The sequence below is a fragment of the Helicobacter aurati genome, from assembly GCF_003364265.1.
In the GTDB taxonomy this organism is placed as follows: domain Bacteria; phylum Campylobacterota; class Campylobacteria; order Campylobacterales; family Helicobacteraceae; genus Helicobacter_A; species Helicobacter_A aurati.
Map to the genome: position 1 here is coordinate 1 of NZ_NXLW01000002.1, position 16,011 is coordinate 16,011.

Below are 16,011 nucleotides of genomic sequence, written 5' to 3' on the forward strand. Positions count from 1 at the left end.
TAATCCAAATGCAAAAGGCTTTAAAGAAGGTAATCATACAACGCATTATTCAGTAGTGGATAAATGGGGTAATGCTGTGAGTGTGACGTATACGATTAACAAGAGATATGGCAATGCAGTGGCAATCAATAATGCGGGATTCTTAATGAACGATCAGATGGAGAATTTTTCTATTAAATATGGTTATCCTAACAGACATGGTTTGATAGAAAAAGGCAATAATGCTATCGTACCCAATAAACGTCCCCTAAGCTCTATGAGTCCTACTATTCTCCTTAAAGAGAATCAAGTTTTTATGGTAGTGGGTACTCCAGGAAGCGGAAAGATAGCTACTGTTATTGCTCAAGTGATTTCCAATGTTATCGACCATGGTATGAATCTAGCTCAAGCCGTAGAAGTGCCAAGATTCCATCACCAATGGATGCCAGATGAATTAGAGATAGAATCTTTTGCTTTCAGCAAAGACACACAAAATATTCTTCAAAAAATGGGATATAAAATTGTAGAACTTCCAGATATGGGTGATGTTAATGCCATTATACGAGATATGAAGACAGGTGTTTATTATGGAACGACTGACCCTAGACGTAAAATATAATCAATTGAAATAAGTGTTCTTACATTGAATAAAAGGCTCAATGAAGTCTTATGTGCTTGCTTGATGGATTTTATAAAAAAGTTTAAATTTCAATCAAAAATGCTATAATTTTGTAGAAGCGAGTTTTTAGTTAGGAGTGCGTTAATGCGTATTTTAGTCATACACAATAACAAAGAAACGGTAGAATATTTAAATCGCGAATTATCAAAAAATAGCTATCAAGTTGATATTGCGCGCAATATGAAAGATGGAGAATATCATATTAGTGTGCGTAGTTATGATTTAATTTTATGCGCATGGCAGCTGAATGATACTAAACCTGGTGAAGTTGTTTTTACCGTAAAAGAAAAATATCCTAGAGTCCCAGTTATTGTAACAGGTGAGTATAATATAGGATATGAAGTTGCTTCCTTTAAAGCCGGTGCTGATGATTATCTTGTTGAGCCACTTAATATTGAAGTACTTTTAGCACATATACAAGCAAGACTAAAATTATGGGGGTCTAGTTTGATTGAAATAGGTGATTTAGTCATTATTCCCGATGAGGAACGTATCACTTATAAAGGCAGAGAAGTGGGGGTAAAAGGAAAGCCATTTGAAGTGCTTACTCATCTTGCTAGACAAAAAGACCAAATAGTTTCTAAGGATCAGTTGCTCAATGCTATCTGGGATGAACCGGAATTGGTTACCCCCAATGTCATTGAAGTGGCTATTAATCAAATAAGACAAAAGATGGATAAACCTCTTAATATCAATACGATAGAAACTGTCAGAAGGAGAGGTTATCGTTTTTGCTATCCAAAAAAATAATTTATTTTTTGGATAGCAATTATTAAATGAAATATCGACAGCTAATAAATACCTTGAAAGAATCAAACTTATCGTTTTGCTTATTCTAGTTTGGAATCATTTTTGCTTATATTTATATAAGTTTAATGAAAGGATTTCAATATGCAAGTTTCACAAGGTATTTTATATAAGAGATATGCGCAGGGAGTGCATAATCAGCAGAATGTTGATATGGAACACGGGACAAGAAGTTATTATGTTCCAACTAGTAACGAGGAAAGTTATTTACCTCAAGACGTGTTTGTAAAATCTGATTATTTGCAAAAAATTGAAAATTTGGGGGATTCTATACAAGGGGGGTTTCGTGATGCAGATACTTTTATGTCTATGATAAGTATTTTACGAGGAGAAAGTATTCTTAATAGTCAAGATGTCATTGCTGCAAATTATGTTGCAAGAACGAGTGATGAAATTAATTTCGAGTCTTTTAATAAGATTCTAAAGAATGAAAATTTAAGCATGGAGATGCGTGGGCTTATTAGTCAGCTTGTTAATAAACTATACAATATTAATTATGTACATGCCGGAGTAATGATGGCTTCTTAATAGATTAAAGATATTTGAATAAGAGGTTAGAAAATACAGAAGCTTATGTAGCTTATTTTACTGATTTTTCAATATAACAGGTAATTTCTTGTATGATAACTGGATTTTTTTTACTTACTCTCTCGTTGTTTGGATATAATCTAGGCTTGTAATTGAGTTATGAAAAAGGGGGTGTATGTTGCTTGGGCAAATTATTCATTTGGATAAAGAGCGAAAAGAAGGGCAAGTAGAACAAATTCCAACAAAACGTATTTATCCTTTTTCTTTTAGTGTGTGGGATGGAGAAGAGGAAGATCTGGCTCTCAATATAGAAGTTGAATTTGCTGTAGAAAATAGAGTTGTCTCCAAAATGAAAGTCAAACTTTCGCTAGAAGAATTAGAGGCTATACAAGTAACAAAGTCTGCTGATGATTGTATCAACGAATTTTTTGCTAGAGAAATAAGGATTTTAGCTGAATATCAACAATTTATTGAGGATAGTCCTGAATTGGATTTTATACGTATGCAGAGATTTTTATTTACGGCTTATAATGATCTATGTGATTTAGATTCTTCTTTGGAGAATCAAGAATTAAAAGCAATAAAAAATGAAGTATATTCTCTTTACCGTGATTTCCAAGAATATAACAAAAAAATGCAATACCCTTTACCCTATTGTTTTGAAAAGATATTCCTAGTAAGACAAGTAAACTATACGCACTTAGAGCAATTTGTTGAAGATACAAAAATTGGTATGCAAGGAGCAAAGGCAGAATCTGAACCATTAGGCAGACGCTTGGAGGAAGAAGAACGTAATTTGCGATTAATACCGGATAAGAAAAGTAAGGAATATTTTGAATATGAAAAAGAAGTAAAAGCACTAAGAAGGCGACTTGTTGATTTGATTGATTACATAGCTAAGCAAAAAGATATTATTGCGAAAGAAAGTGCTAGGTTGCAAAGTTTTAAGGAAAGACATTTTCAGAAATTTTCTGAAACTTTTGCACCTATGACAAACAAAATAAAAACTCGTTTTATCAAGTTACTTAATACAAAGGGATATGAATTAGATAAATCTTTATGGCAGAGAGCCAAAACAAATCAGTATGTTAAAAAATTCTTTCGTGACGCCAATATTCATGGTGGTTATAATTCAAGGACATATTTACGTTATTTTTTAAGAGGTTTGGATAAGAATAAAATATCGGGCAAAACAAGAGAACTTTTTACTCTTTTAAAAAGTATGGAAGATAAAAGCGTTAAAAACATTATGATTATCCAAGAGAATGATACGAAGTCTTTTAGGTCAAGACAGCTTATTGAACGTGTAGATTCAGGATTAAAAGTTACTGTTGAGCACAACCCATTTGACGCGTTGGAAAAATTACATGCAAAGCCTCAAGATATTGTTGTAATTGATTCTAAAATTAACGGTTTACATGCTTTTGACTTTGTGCGTGAATACAAAGAGACGCCTAATGCTAAGAATCCTATATTTATTGTTGTTACTCCTCAACAGGTAGAATATAAAGTTGTTGAAGATGGGAGAGCATTAGGAATAGAGTATTTTGTTGTAGCAACAGATTCTGAGGCTTTTTCAGACGCGATTCGTATGGCAATTTAAACTCTCAATAGTTAGAGGTTCATTATGTATGATATTATTTATTCTCCATGGCGTAGCCCCTATTTTGCGATTACTGATGATGAATGTGTTTTCTGTAATATTTCTGAACAAATTATGATAAAAAATGGTTCTTGTAAGGAATCGATAGACAACGTTGTGAATCAAGGATTGGCTAATCCAGATTACTCCTTAGAACAACAAGTTAGAAATATGGGTAAAGAGAAAGAGTTGCATGTCTTTTATAATGATTCGTTATGTTATGCTGTGATGAATCTTTATCCTTATACACCAGGACATTTTATGCTTATCCCACATACTCATGTTGATTCTCCTAGTTTGCTTTCCCAAGAAACATGGTTGCATCTTAGTAAGCTTTCACAAAAGGCTATTGCAATGCTAGAAGAATATGGTGCTGATGGAATCAATATGGGTATAAATATCAAGCAGGCAGCAGGTGCTGGTATCCCTAAGCACTTGCATGTACATTTTGTACCTAGATTTACTGGCGATACAAATTTTATTACTGCAATTGGAAACACTCGAGTATATGGAGTAGAGTTTGCGAGAATTTTTGATAGAATGGTAGAATTGGCAAAGAAATATTTATGCTAATATGTTATTCGTTGAATGTGCAACAAAGCAATCTGTTACTAGATGGTTTGTTGGCACGGAATATTTGTGGTATAAAGTCTTGAATATTATGGAATTTTTAAAAAAAAGTTTATTTATTGTTTTATTTGGCGGATTATTACATGCAAATCAATATGACTATTTACTCTTTAGTCATGTATTAAGTGATGTAGAAAGTGGATTAGAATTACAGGCAGATGTGAATGCAAGAATAAAGGGTATTACTCCACTTTATCAAGCAATAGCAACTAATCAAATCGAAATAGCTTATATTTTAGTTGTTATGGGTGCAGATGTTAATGCTGTAGTGAATGGAGAAACACCATTGCATAAAGCTGCAAAGGTAGGAAATCCTCTTATGGTGGAACTATTAGTTACGGCTGGAGCAAAAGTTAATGCTCAAGATGAGAAGTATGGAAATACCCCGTTGCATTATGCTGCCATTAATGCAGATACTCGTTCTATTAATATTCTAACACAACATAGTGCCGATACGACAATTCAGAATTTTCAAGGACAAAATCCAATACAAATTATTAGTTCAGAAATTATTGCTCCCCCTATTGTATTAGAAGATAATAATCTTGCGGTAAGTGCTAGTAGTTTTAAGTTGGGGTATGGTGCGGTAACTTTTAATGTTCGAAACCTTACCAATCAACCTTTGACAATTTTTTATACAAGATTATATGTTAATGGGCAATTGGTCGCTGTTCAACAAAAACCTTTACTTATCCCTGCCAGTACAACTATTACAGAAGTTAATACTATGTCGATTTCTCCAACTCTTGCAACACTCATTAAGCCTAATAAAGAAGGCATAGTAGATATTAAAGTGGGGTTTAGTATCGATTATCAGGCAGAAGGAAAAATGGAACAAGTTTTTAACAGCAGGGAAATGAGAATGCAGCTATGGAATCCACCCTTACAACGAAAAAATAGCAATAACAAATAATCTAATCCCCCCCATTTTATCCATTGTGTCATTATTATAGTGTATTAGATTATCTATTGAAGATTGTCTATCTTGGAGTTTCTTTGAGTAATGGAATATTTTCCATGCTTTTTAAATCTGGTTGTGTTGGTATTGTAGGGATAGGAGAAGAATCTTGTTCAGACTCTTCTTTTTTATGTTGCGAATCTGGCATGTCTTGCGGAGTTAGTATAGGATCTTGTTTAAAATCTTCTTGAGAGTTTTGCTGTTGGACTTCAGAATCTTGTGGTGAATTGATACTGCTCGTATTGTTAGATTCGGAAGTCATAGAATTTGCACCTTGAGCCGTTATACTGTTTGTGTGCTTTGTCTTGATTTCAGATTCAATCGAGCCAGTATGTTCATTAAACGTATTTGCAATATTATTAGCTTCCTTAGAATCAGAAAGGGTATTATTTGCTTCTGTATCGTGATTCGTGTCTGTAGTACCGTGGTGTTTTTGTAGATATTTTCCTTCTAAAGGTGTAACATTTTTAAGTGTATTTTCTTTACCATAACATTCTATTTTTGTTAGATGTTTTTGTTCTCTATATGGATATTCTTGTATAAATTCTTGTGATTGCATCGATACATCTACCGATTGATTGACTTTTAAATTTATCGGAATATTTTTAGTGTAAACTTTTTTAGGTTTTATATAATTGAGTAGCATATTTTTATATTTGGTTATTGCAGGTTTGTCTTCTGTATCATAGAGGATACGATGAGAAATGACACAACCTGCTATATTTCTTTTGCCAATATTTGTGATTGTCGCACTGTATTTGTAGATATCCGAATAACGTAATACGCGATCATAGTGTACTTCAGTATTGATTTTATAAAATATATTTTCCATCAAATAGCGCATAATGAAAGGCAAACAAACAATAGCACTAAAGCCAATAAAGAATAGTGGAATAGATATAATCTTATGTCGAAATGCGATGAAAGATAGAAATATAAGACAAAGTCCAAGTATTAGCAATGCCGCAAATAATATGAGGTCATATACATTCAAGTAGGATAAAAATTCAATTAGTTTTTCTTTCATAATCAAATCTACTTTTTATTTCTGTTACGTTTTTCTTCTATACCACTTATCCCCATACGTCGTTGTAACTCTTGGTAAATCCTATCGGGATGAATTTGTGTTTTAGCTAGAGCTATAAGGACATGGTAAAACAAGTCAGCACATTCATAAATTACTTGTTGCAAATCTCGATCTTTAAATGCAAGACAGAATTCTCCAGATTCTTCAATAACTTTTTTTGCAATCGTATTATCACCGCTATCAAAAAGACTAGCTGTATAGGAAAGTTTTGGGTCATCATGCTGCTTGTCTAATATTGTATGATAAAGTGTATCCATCACATCATATTTCATTAGGGAATATTTTATGGATTCTTGTTTGGTAGAATCTTGATGTATTGTTGTCTCTTGGTTGATTTGCGTAATTTTATTGAAGAAACATGTTATGTTACCAGTATGGCAGGCTACCCCTTCTTGCTGTACTTTTAATAAAATTGCATCTCTATCGCAGTCAAAAAATATCTCTTGAACAATTTGAATATGTCCACTTGTTTCCCCTTTTTTCCAAATTCTCTGCTTGGAGCGTGAGAAATAATGCGCATTGTTAGTTTGAACAGTTTGATACAGTGCTTCTTTATTCATATAGGCTAGCATTAGAATCTGATTGGTTGTATAATCTTGGACAATACAAGGAAGAAGATCCATCTTATCCCAAGCTAACGTTTCGATAATGTTGTATAATGTCTTTGACATCATTAAAGTCCTATATAACCGTTAATCAAGCCAATTACTGGTTGCTTATTGTTGTTCGTTGTTTAGATTTAGAATCTACCCAAATATTAGGAACGGCACCACCTGGAGTTAAAAAGATTTGAGCATCTTTATTTTCTTTCAGGGCATCATTAAATTTTCCCTGTATTTCAACTTGGCGCAATTCAAGCAATCTAGCTGAAAGGCTATCACTAACTAGCCGATTCGCCTCTGCTTGTCCTTTTGCTTCGATAATATTTGCATCGGCTTTTCCTTGTGCTCTTTCTCTGGCAGCATTTGCTTCTTGTTTTGCTCTTTCTGCTTCTTGTTTTGCAGCCTGAACTTGTTCAATTTTCTCTTTGACCAATGGAGGTAAAACAATTTCTCGTAATTGAATCGAATCTAGTTTAACGGGTTTATTGGGAGTTGCATCTAGCTTTCCTTGAAAATTGGCAATAATTGCATTAGCCACTTCATCACGTTTATTTGGCAGATCTTCTGCTGGATAATTTCCGACAACACTACGAACTACATCTAATATTTTTGCATTGATGATTTTTTGTTCCCATGAATAACCATATTCTCTAAAGGTTTGAGGAACTTTGCTTCTATCAAGCTGATATTGGACTGTTAATTCAATTGATACTGGTAATCCGCGCACATCAATCACATCTATTGCTTTACTACGAACAATACTTTGGGCGTTAATACCGCTACCAATTGCGTCTTCGTTTCTTGAAAAGTTCCATGCTCTTACACGTGTGTCAACTGTGATAATATCTTCAATAACAGGAATGAAAAAATGCAAACCAGGATTCAAAGGAATATCCTCATATTTACCCAAATGAACCTTGATACCTACTTCTCCATCATTAACTATCATAAAGGGTTTTGCAAGCAAAAATATCAATATAACTACAACAAAAATAAGTATAACCGTAAGCAATTTCCCACTAGGCATGGGAGGAATCTGCAAGGAATCCATGTTAAATCCTTTATTGTTCCTGTTGTTACCGTTTGTGTTGTTTGGCTTGTTTTGAGGTGTGGTAGAGTCTTGTTTTTTTTGGCTGTTATGCTTATTTCTGTGCTCATTTAAATCAATTGGCATATTTTTCCTTTATTTGTTTGATATATTTTGCTCATAATTCTTAATCCTTATGTTTATTTCCTATTTTGAGGCAATACGAAAATATTTTAGACCCTAACACATTTCTTGTTTATGGATTTGTTTATAGATTGCCTATATCACAATTTACCACAAATATTCTTTCATTCTTTTAATTTATGTACGTCAAAAAATGATTGTACTTCTGTGAGTTGCCCATAACAATTTCAAAAAAGGCATCCTGGATTTTTTTTGTTATTTCGCCTCGGTAACCATTGCCTATGGTTCTAAAGTCAACTTCATAAATTGGTGTAATTTCTGCTGCTGTTCCAGTTAAGAAAGCTTCGTCTGCAATATAGACTTCATCTCGTGTGATTCTTCTTTGTTCAATATCTATTTTTAGGTCTCTTGCGATATGGAAAACCGTATTGTGTGTTATTGATTCTAAAGAATTATCATAAGGAGGGGTTATCAGTTTTCCATTTCGAACTATGAAAAGACATTCCCCGCTTCCTTCGGCAATAAATCCATTATCATCAAGCAATAGAGCCTCTTCGAATCCGCAAGCAATAGCTTCATGCTTTGCCATTTGTGAATTTAGATAATTCGCAACTGCTTTTGCTTTCCCCATGCTGGATTTTACGTTGTTTCGTACAAAAGAGCTAATTTTTGCACGAATTCCTTTTTGCAATGCTTCTTCTCCTAAATAAGCACCCCACTCCCAAGCTGCGATAGCTACTTCCACAGGTGAATGTAAATGATATACGCCCATTGCACCATATCCTAAATAAATAATTGGACGTAAATAAACGTTGCTGTTAAAACATTCTTTGTTAGCTCGTAGAATCTCTATTTGTGCTGTTTGTAACTCTTCTTGTGAGTAGGGGCATTGTATCATAACAATTTTGGCACTTTCTAATAGTCTTTTTGTGTGGGATTCCAATCTAAATATAGCCAATCCTTTTTCTGTCATATAAGCTCTTGTACCTTCAAACACGCCATTACCATAGTGCAATGTATGGCTTAGAATATGTGTGGTTGCATCTTTCCATGGGATAATTTCGCCATTTTTCCAAATATATTTCGCTTCTTTCATAATACAATCCTTAAATTTTACAAAATATTTAAGTGAATTAATTTGTGATTATAACATAAAAGTTAGCAATTGAGATTATAGTGTTTATTGCTTTTTGAGTATCCTAATAGCAAAAATAAAGAGTTTTTGTTTTATGACCCACGAATAACGTTTGATTGTTTAAGAATTGAGTGAATTTTGAGAGAGTAATCTTGGTATAATCTAAAAATAATCTTATACTCACAACTAGGATTAAGGTGTTTTTTATGGATATGGGTAATATTGAAAAAATTGAAAATGCAACTTCTTTCGGCAAAAGAGATATTATAAAAATTGGAATTGTACTTTTATTTTTTATAGTCATTTCAGTTATTGCAATTACTTGTGGGTATCCTGTGAATAGCCCTGTAGTGCTAATCTTTGCTGTTGTAATAGGCGGTTACATGGCATTAAACATTGGTGCTAATGATGTGGCAAATAATGTTGGACCTGCTGTCGGTTCTCATGCTATCACCTTGATTGGTGCAATTGTTATAGCTGCAATCGCGGAGGCATTGGGTGCAATTATTGCTGGAAAAGACGTTGTAGATACAATAAAATCTGGAATCATCGATCCTAATAGCTTACAAGACAATAAAACTTTTATCTGTGTTATGTTGGCATCATTAGCTTCGGGGGCAATTTGGCTACATGTAGCCACTATGATAGGAGCACCTGTCTCTACAACACATTCCCTTGTTGGTGGTGTTCTTGGTGCGGGCATTATGGCTGGGGGATTCAGTGTAGCCAATTGGTCTGCCCTAGGACAAATTATAATAAGCTGGGTTGTCTCTCCTTGTCTTGGCGGTTTTGTTGCAATGCTATTTCTCTTTATGATTAAGCATCTTATTACCTATCAAAGGGATAAGAGAGCTGCAGCTAAAAAAGTTGTTCCTTTCCTTTTGTTTATCATGTCATGGTGTTTCAGCGTGTACCTGGTGCAAAAAACAGGTATTTTCAAGATAGATTTTCAAACTACCTTGTTGGTTGGCTTGGTTATTGCATTGGCTATATTTTTTATCTCTCGTCCCTTTATTATTAATAAAGCAAATACTCTTTCAAATACCAAAGAAGATATAAATGAGCTTTTTACAATGCCACTTGTTTTTTCTGCGGCTTTGTTGAGTTTCGCGCACGGTGCAAATGATGTTGCCAATGCTATTGGACCATTAGCGGGTATTTATGAAGCTATTGCTACTTCAGATGATTCCTTTGGTCGTCAAGCAAATGTACCGTTTTGGATTATGCTTATTGGTGGTTTGGGGATTTCTTTGGGATTGGCACTTTATGGTCCTAGACTCATCAAAACTGTAGGTAGTGAAATTACAGAATTAGACAAAATGCGTGCTTTTTGCGTTGCCATTTCTGCCGCCATAACCGTTTTAATTGCTTCACAGTTAGGGCTTCCTGTCAGTTCTACACATATAGCCATTGGAGCGATTTTTGGTGTTGGTTTTTTACGTGAATATCTTAAGAAACGTTATTATGATATGCAGCAACAAATTGTCAAAGCTCATGTTGGGAAAGATGAAGAAGTAGTGGAAAGATTCCTAACAAAATTTCACCGTGCAAGCATAAGACAAAAAAAGGAAATGTTACAATCATTAAAAAATTTACAATCAAAATCGGAAAAAAGAACAGGCACCCAAGATTTGCCGTTACTGAAAAAGAAAGAACGTAAAATACTCAAAAAAGCTTATAAACATGAATTAGTAAAACGTAGTGCCATTAATCGAATTGTTGCTTCATGGCTTATTACGGTTCCATTTTCCGCTGTATTAGGCGCGATAGGTTACTATCTTGTTGAGAAAATAGGAACGATTATATAATCATAAGTGAAGAACTTTTTGTAAAAAGTTATTTAATCTTGGATTTTTTTGGGTATTTGCATTGAAAATTTGATCGGGAGTAGAATCTACAAGGATTTGAGCACTTTCCATAAAAAGTATCCTGTGTGCTACATTTTTTGCAAAACCCATTTCATGCGTTACTACAAGCATGGTAATCCCTTCTTTAGCTATTTCCTGCATAAGGTTTAATACTTCTCCCACCATTTCAGGATCAAGTGCGCTTGTTGGTTCGTCAAATAGAATCACGTGGGGATTCATACAAAGACTTCTAGCAATTGCTATACGTTGCTTCTGACCTCCAGAAAGCTTGGACGGTTTGGTATTTTCTTTGTCGCTTAACCCTACTCTTTCTAGTAACATGCGAGCTTTTTCTAAGGCTTGTTGTTTTGTCATGAGTTTAGTTGTAATAGGCGCAAGAGTAAGATTCTCTAATACGGTTTTATTATTAAATAGGTTAAAGTGTTGAAAAACCATGCTAACTTTTTGTCGAATCTTATTAATATTTGTTTGGGAATCTATAATGTTTATTCCATTAATATGGATTTCTCCGCTTGTTGGACTTTCAAGAAGATTGAGACAACGTAAAAATGTACTTTTCCCACTTCCACTCGGACCAATAATAGCAACTACTTCTCCTTTTTGAAAACTCACATTAATAGAATCTAACACCTTGAGGGAATGATAATACTTTGAGAGATTAATAACTTTGATGATGTTCGTGTGTGTTCTAGTCATTATTGTCCTTGACTAATCATTCTTATGTAAAAATCTTTCTAATAGTTTTGTACATACAGAAAAAATTTTAACTAAAGTGTAATAAATAACTGCCGCAAAAATGATAGGAGTAGGATTGTATATTGCTGCTTGTAGGATTTTGCTTTGTGATGTCAAATCATTGACACTAATATACCCTACAATTGAAGTTTCTTTAAATAATGCAATAAACTCATTTGCCAAAGAAGGTAAAATATTTTTAATAGCTTGAGGTAAAATAATTTGTCGCATTGTTTGAGAGTAGCTTAATCCCATAGATCTGCCCGCTTCCATTTGTCCTTTATCCACACTTTGGATTCCTGCACGTACAATTTCTGCAATGTAGGCGGAAGAATTTAAACCAAGCGCAAATAATGCTGCATAAAAATTATCACTTAAAGTAGCAAAGATGACATAGGCAAAAATAAGTAACTGCACAACCATTGGTGTTCCACGAAGAATATCAATATATTCATCAATGATAAAGTTTAATATTGTGTTGTTTATCATGCGCAAAAACGCTAATATGAATCCTAAAATTGTACCTATAAATACCCCGCCGGCTGTTAGTAGCAGTGTTACTCCAATACTTTTCAGGATTGCCTGATATTCTTTTGTGGTCAGATGGTGGGGAAAAGTATAATAGATGCCAATACTGATAATAAGACAAAAAATAAAAAGTTTACAATATTTATCCACCATTAACCTCGAGTGAATTTATCAAGAGACTCGAACTTTGTCATTGTCATTTTGCGCCTGCGCTTGATTGCTTGATGTTGTAAAATATAACATATTTATATAAATATGTTATATCGCTTCTTGTGAGAAATGAATTTCTTAATTACAAGAAATAGACAATGCTGAAAGTTTTTATGTTGATTCTGTATAAATTTATAGAGTTTTATAGAATCAATTTTTCTTTAATTTCTTTTCTATGTAACTCTGACTAGGATACATATAGAATGTTTTGAAGCTTGTTTGAATGGTTTCTTTGGAATCAATTGCATAAGATAGAATAGTAATGGGGATATTTTTATCGCTTTCTTTTGAATCGTTGAGGGATTCTTTAGCGCGTAGCAGTACGACAAGTGTTCTTTCGCTTTTTGCTGGAATGACAAATTCTTTATTGTTTGGATAATCTGGGATAAGAATCTCAATGTGATTAGCCATTTCACCTTCTATGGAAAAACCAAAAGCATGTTCTTTGTCATCAATATTCTGTATTAAGAATTTATAGGCATTGTCAACTGCTCCACTTTGACGGACCATATAAAGTTCCGATGTGCGCGTAATATTAAGAAGCATGGTTGTTCGCATATTACTTACAAAGATTAAAGTTATAAAAAATATACTCAATAGGACAATATAGGCAATGGTTTTTGTTCGGAATAATTGGACTTTTGTCTGCTGCAAAGTGGCATTCGATGAGCTCCAATTAATAAGAGATGGCTTACCTAGTGAACTCATTGTGTGCGAACAAGCATCGACGCATTCCAAACAATGAATACATTCGAGTTGTACGCCCTTACGAATATCAATATGTGTAGGGCAAACTTGCACACAACGCATGCAATTGACACACTCATTAGCAGGATTTTGTTTTTTCGGGGTGAGCTTAAGCAATTGTCCTGCAGTATCATAAACTGTCCCACCTCTTTTGCTATCATAGATAGACATCAGTGTGTCATTATCAAAAAATACGGATTGTACTCGCGCATAAGGACACATATAGATGCAAAAAGATTCGGCTATAAAACATACTTCAATTGTCATGAAAATTGCAATAACTAACCAAAAGCCGAGCAATAACGTATGGTTAGAAATATCTGCAATGTAAGGGAAGAAATCTTCGGGCGGGACGAAGAAAAAAAGAAAATCTGCTGCCGCAATCAAGGAAATACAGGAGAACAAAAAGATTCCAAAAGAGTACTTTAGTTTTTTTATTGGAGTATTTAATATTAATTTTTCTTGTTTATTGGTTGTCTTTTTACGTAGTTTTAATAAATATGTTTGAATAACATCGCGATAGATAGATCGAAAAATGGTTTGCGGACAACCCCAACCGCACCATATTCTGCCGCCCATTACGGTAATAAAAAATATGCCAACAAATAGAATCATTAGCATAAATGGTAAGACATAGAACTCTTGTATGTTAAATTCAATGCCCAATAAATGCAATACTTTATGATCGAAAGACAGTAAAAATATATGATTTTGTGATTCTCCAAGGCGAACAAACGGAACAATCAATAATGCAATGGTTAAAAGAGTATAAACTATATGTCTTTTACGTTTAAAATCTTTAATAAAAGAGGTTTTACTAACCAAACTACTATCCATTAATCAGTCCTTAAAACTTATATAATATTAATGTTCATTTTAAAATAAAGCCGTTCTTGTTTTGCATCGAGAGCATGAGTAATAAAATATTGTCATGACTTACATAATTTTGATGTTAAAATTATATTGATATTATTTGGTGTTGTCAATATTTTGAATTGTTAAGAAAATTATAAACGTAGATAATAATTTGCATTAATTAAAAAGGAATTTTATGTTACAAGCAATCAATATTAGTATGCGTTATCCTACCAAAACACTTTTTGAAAATATCACTATTAAACTAGATAAGGGTAAAAGATATGGCTTAATTGGAGCGAATGGAGCGGGCAAATCAACCATGATGAAGATTCTTAGTAAAGAAATTGAAGCAAATAGCGGTGAAATTATTATAGATTCTGGATTGAAACTTGGTGTGCTTAGTCAAAATCAATATGCTTACGAGGATTTAAGCATTAAAGATGTTGTTTTACTTGGCAATAAAAGACTTTATGACGCAATCAAAGAAAAGGAACATTTATATAGCACAGCAGACTTGAGTGATAGTAAAGTCAATCAACAATTAAGTGAATTGGAGATTATTTGTGTTGAAGAAGATCCTATGTATGAGTATGAAGTAGTCATTGAGAAGATTTTGCAAGATTTAGGGTTTCCCCCTATAAAGCACAGTAATCTTATGAAGACACTTACAGGCGGTGATAAATTTAAGATACTCTTAGCTCAAGTGCTTTTTCCAAAGCCGGATATATTATTGCTTGATGAACCGACTAACAATCTTGATTTATATACTATCGCTTGGCTTGAAGAACATTTGAAAAGACATGAAGGTACGCTCGTTACTATATCACATGATAGACATTTTTTAAATGCTGTTTGTACGCATATTCTTGATTTGGATTTTAAAACGTTAAGAGAGTTTAGCGGTAATTATGATGATTGGTATATCGCTTCCACTATTCTTGCAAAACAACAAGAAATGGAGCGCAATAAAAAGCTGAAAGAAAAGGCCGCATTAGAAGATTTTGTCCGTCGTTTTGGTGCAAACGCTAGCAAAGCAAGACAGGCAACAGCAAGACAAAAACAGCTTGATAAATTACAAATAGAATCCTTGCAGCTTTCTAGCAGGAGAGATCCTAGTATTGTTTTTAAATCAAAACGTCAAATTGGTAATGAAGTATTAAATGTTGTAAACATCAGCCATGCTTATGCCGATCATCATGTTTTACAAGATTTAGACTTAACGATTCTACCAAATGATAAGATTGCACTTATTGGCGCAAATGGAGTGGGGAAAAGCACATTATGCAAGATCCTTGCTGAAGATATGAGCCCCAATAAAGGTAATATTACATGGGGAACAACAATACAAATGGCTTATTTCCCGCAGAATACAAGCGAAGCAGTTAGCGGTGAAGTTAGTCTTTATGAATGGTTAAGAACATTTGATAAAAGTGTTGATTCTAACGAAATAAGGACTTCGCTAGGGAGAATGCTTTTTAGTGGAGAGGAACAAGAAAAATATGTCAGCATGTTAAGCGGTGGGGAAAAGCACAGACTTATGCTTTCTAAACTTATGTTATCTGGAGCAAATTTTTTATTGCTTGATGAGCCAACTAATCATCTTGATTTAGAATCCATTATTGCATTGGGTGAGGCACTCTACAACTATAACGGAGGTATTTTGTGCGTAAGTCATGATAGAGAGCTTATTGACTCGTATGCAAATAGAATCTTGTTTATGAAGCAAGGAAAAAACGGCGCAGAGATTATTGATTTTCGTGGTAGCTATGAAGAATTTTTACAACAATATGATTTATAATGTGATGTTTTTGCACGTTAAAGAGCAAATAAGAGTATTATAGAAATAT

At 33.7% G+C, this 16,011-nt stretch carries 15 protein-coding genes; 8 read left to right on the top strand and 7 right to left on the bottom strand.

Features of this window, described 5'->3' with window-relative positions; all coding sequences use genetic code 11:
* The 6 genes from CQA66_RS01185 to CQA66_RS01210 all read left to right on the top strand — a co-directional run.
* On the top strand, window positions 1-598 hold a 598-nt coding region (locus CQA66_RS01185; protein ID WP_181882209.1), incomplete at its 5' end, for a gamma-glutamyltransferase.
* A gap of 144 nt (window positions 599-742) precedes the next feature.
* Window positions 743-1,408, top strand: coding sequence for a homeostatic response regulator transcription factor HsrA (gene hsrA / locus CQA66_RS01190; RefSeq protein WP_104762929.1), 666 nt, complete (start codon window positions 743-745; stop codon window positions 1,406-1,408).
* 141 nt (window positions 1,409-1,549) lie between these two features.
* On the top strand, window positions 1,550-1,993 hold the full coding sequence (locus CQA66_RS01195; RefSeq protein ID WP_104762930.1) for a hypothetical protein: 444 nt from the start codon (window positions 1,550-1,552) through the stop codon (window positions 1,991-1,993).
* A 175-nt stretch (window positions 1,994-2,168) separates the two neighbouring features.
* Complete coding sequence (locus tag CQA66_RS01200; protein ID WP_104762931.1) at window positions 2,169-3,596, top strand: response regulator; 1,428 nt, start codon at window positions 2,169-2,171, stop codon at window positions 3,594-3,596.
* Window positions 3,597-3,620: 24 nt separating this feature from the next.
* The gene (locus CQA66_RS01205) at window positions 3,621-4,208 is read left to right on the top strand and encodes an HIT family protein (RefSeq protein ID WP_233707722.1); all 588 of its coding nucleotides are present in this window, start codon (window positions 3,621-3,623) and stop codon (window positions 4,206-4,208) included.
* A 1-nt stretch (window position 4,209) separates the two neighbouring features.
* Entirely contained in the window at window positions 4,210-5,178 is a 969-nt protein-coding gene (locus CQA66_RS01210) for an ankyrin repeat domain-containing protein (protein WP_233707723.1), read from the top strand.
* 67 nt (window positions 5,179-5,245) lie between these two features.
* On the opposite strand, the gene CQA66_RS01215 is transcribed toward CQA66_RS01210, so the two are convergent.
* The 4 genes from CQA66_RS01215 to CQA66_RS01230 all read right to left on the bottom strand — a co-directional run bounded on the left by CQA66_RS01215 (window position 5,246) and on the right by CQA66_RS01230 (window position 9,179).
* Entirely contained in the window at window positions 5,246-6,250 is a 1,005-nt protein-coding gene (locus tag CQA66_RS01215) for a DUF2393 family protein (RefSeq protein ID WP_104762932.1), read from the bottom strand.
* Window positions 6,251-6,258: 8 nt separating this feature from the next.
* Window positions 6,259-6,984 (bottom strand): bifunctional phosphoribosyl-AMP cyclohydrolase/phosphoribosyl-ATP diphosphatase HisIE, encoded by a 726-nt coding sequence (hisIE, locus tag CQA66_RS01220; RefSeq protein ID WP_342352816.1) that lies wholly within the window; start codon window positions 6,982-6,984, stop codon window positions 6,259-6,261.
* Window positions 6,985-7,015: 31 nt separating this feature from the next.
* Window positions 7,016-8,086, bottom strand: a complete 1,071-nt coding sequence (locus CQA66_RS01225; RefSeq protein ID WP_104762933.1) for an SPFH domain-containing protein — start codon at window positions 8,084-8,086, stop codon at window positions 7,016-7,018.
* A gap of 169 nt (window positions 8,087-8,255) precedes the next feature.
* Complete coding sequence (locus CQA66_RS01230) at window positions 8,256-9,179, bottom strand: branched-chain amino acid transaminase (RefSeq protein WP_104762934.1); 924 nt, start codon at window positions 9,177-9,179, stop codon at window positions 8,256-8,258.
* Window positions 9,180-9,424: 245 nt separating this feature from the next.
* Between CQA66_RS01230 and CQA66_RS01235 the strand changes: the two genes are divergently transcribed.
* On the top strand, window positions 9,425-11,026 hold the full coding sequence (locus CQA66_RS01235; RefSeq protein ID WP_104762935.1) for an inorganic phosphate transporter: 1,602 nt from the start codon (window positions 9,425-9,427) through the stop codon (window positions 11,024-11,026).
* On the opposite strand, the gene CQA66_RS01240 is transcribed toward CQA66_RS01235, so the two are convergent.
* The 3 genes from CQA66_RS01240 to ccoG form a co-directional block, all read right to left on the bottom strand.
* Window positions 11,027-11,761, bottom strand: a complete 735-nt coding sequence (locus CQA66_RS01240) for an amino acid ABC transporter ATP-binding protein (RefSeq protein ID WP_181882213.1) — start codon at window positions 11,759-11,761, stop codon at window positions 11,027-11,029. It abuts the gene before it with no gap.
* Between the two features lie 33 nt (window positions 11,762-11,794).
* On the bottom strand, window positions 11,795-12,502 hold the full coding sequence (locus CQA66_RS01245; RefSeq protein WP_104762937.1) for an amino acid ABC transporter permease: 708 nt from the start codon (window positions 12,500-12,502) through the stop codon (window positions 11,795-11,797).
* Between the two features lie 207 nt (window positions 12,503-12,709).
* Entirely contained in the window at window positions 12,710-14,143 is a 1,434-nt protein-coding gene (gene ccoG / locus CQA66_RS01250; protein WP_104762938.1) for a cytochrome c oxidase accessory protein CcoG, read from the bottom strand.
* Window positions 14,144-14,357: 214 nt separating this feature from the next.
* Between ccoG and CQA66_RS01255 the strand changes: the two genes are divergently transcribed.
* Complete coding sequence (locus CQA66_RS01255) at window positions 14,358-15,962, top strand: ABC-F family ATP-binding cassette domain-containing protein (protein ID WP_104762939.1); 1,605 nt, start codon at window positions 14,358-14,360, stop codon at window positions 15,960-15,962.
* Window positions 15,963-16,011 lie beyond the last annotated feature (49 nt).

Excerpts from the sequence above, each read along its gene's own strand:
- hsrA (WP_104762929.1), top strand. The coding sequence starts at position 743 with ATGCGTATTTTAGTCATACACAATAACAAAGAAACGGTAGAATATTTA.
- CQA66_RS01195 (WP_104762930.1), top strand. The coding sequence starts at position 1,550 with ATGCAAGTTTCACAAGGTATTTTATATAAGAGATATGCGCAGGGAGTG.
- CQA66_RS01200 (WP_104762931.1), top strand. The coding sequence starts at position 2,169 with ATGTTGCTTGGGCAAATTATTCATTTGGATAAAGAGCGAAAAGAAGGG.
- CQA66_RS01205 (WP_233707722.1), top strand. The coding sequence starts at position 3,621 with ATGTATGATATTATTTATTCTCCATGGCGTAGCCCCTATTTTGCGATT.
- CQA66_RS01210 (WP_233707723.1), top strand. The coding sequence starts at position 4,210 with ATGTTATTCGTTGAATGTGCAACAAAGCAATCTGTTACTAGATGGTTT.
- CQA66_RS01215 (WP_104762932.1), bottom strand. The coding sequence starts at position 6,250 with ATGAAAGAAAAACTAATTGAATTTTTATCCTACTTGAATGTATATGAC.
- hisIE (WP_342352816.1), bottom strand. The coding sequence starts at position 6,984 with ATGATGTCAAAGACATTATACAACATTATCGAAACGTTAGCTTGGGAT.
- CQA66_RS01225 (WP_104762933.1), bottom strand. The coding sequence starts at position 8,086 with ATGCCAATTGATTTAAATGAGCACAGAAATAAGCATAACAGCCAAAAA.
- CQA66_RS01230 (WP_104762934.1), bottom strand. The coding sequence starts at position 9,179 with ATGAAAGAAGCGAAATATATTTGGAAAAATGGCGAAATTATCCCATGG.
- CQA66_RS01235 (WP_104762935.1), top strand. The coding sequence starts at position 9,425 with ATGGATATGGGTAATATTGAAAAAATTGAAAATGCAACTTCTTTCGGC.
- CQA66_RS01245 (WP_104762937.1), bottom strand. The coding sequence starts at position 12,502 with ATGGTGGATAAATATTGTAAACTTTTTATTTTTTGTCTTATTATCAGT.
- ccoG (WP_104762938.1), bottom strand. The coding sequence starts at position 14,143 with ATGGATAGTAGTTTGGTTAGTAAAACCTCTTTTATTAAAGATTTTAAA.
- CQA66_RS01255 (WP_104762939.1), top strand. The coding sequence starts at position 14,358 with ATGTTACAAGCAATCAATATTAGTATGCGTTATCCTACCAAAACACTT.